We start from the raw sequence: 530 nt of genomic DNA, 5'->3' as shown, positions 1-530 counted from the left end.
ACCCCCACACACACACCCCCAAAAACCAACCCAACAACCCCCCAAACACACCAAACACCCCAACACAACAACCACCCCACAAAACCCAAACAACAAAAAAAACAACAAAACCCCCCCACCCAACAAACCCAAACACTCCAACCCCTACAAAAACAAACAACCCAACAGAAAAACCGCCCACAAACACAACACCCTCCACCACCACACCAACAAAAACAAAACCACAACCAACAAACCACCCAACCCCAAAACCAACAACACAAAAAAAACAACAACCCAACCCACCAACATAGAAAACACAACAACCACCAAACACAGCCAGCAACTTATCGCCCAATAGAATGACAATCTGAGTGACACCGCCTTGAACGACACCAAGCCGCTCAGTACCGATACACCAAGGACCACCTTGCGCATTGCGGCCTTCACCACACAACCCACCACCGACCCCAACCAAACAACCACCAACACCAAACCCCCCAAGCTCAACAGCAGCCTCATCCACACCAAAGCCTTTGACAATGGAGGAT

Annotated in this window: 1 protein-coding gene; it reads left to right on the top strand. The window is 49.6% G+C overall.

The annotated features are described in order from the left end of the window. A partial coding sequence (locus ACTHUT_RS21670; RefSeq protein WP_440419877.1) for a hypothetical protein occupies positions 1 to 340 on the top strand: 340 nt, incomplete at its 5' end. Positions 341 to 530: the final 190 nt, after the last annotated feature.

This window comes from Neisseria sp. P0022.S010 (genome assembly GCF_051956635.1).
This window is presented reverse-complemented; position numbering and strand designations above follow the sequence as displayed.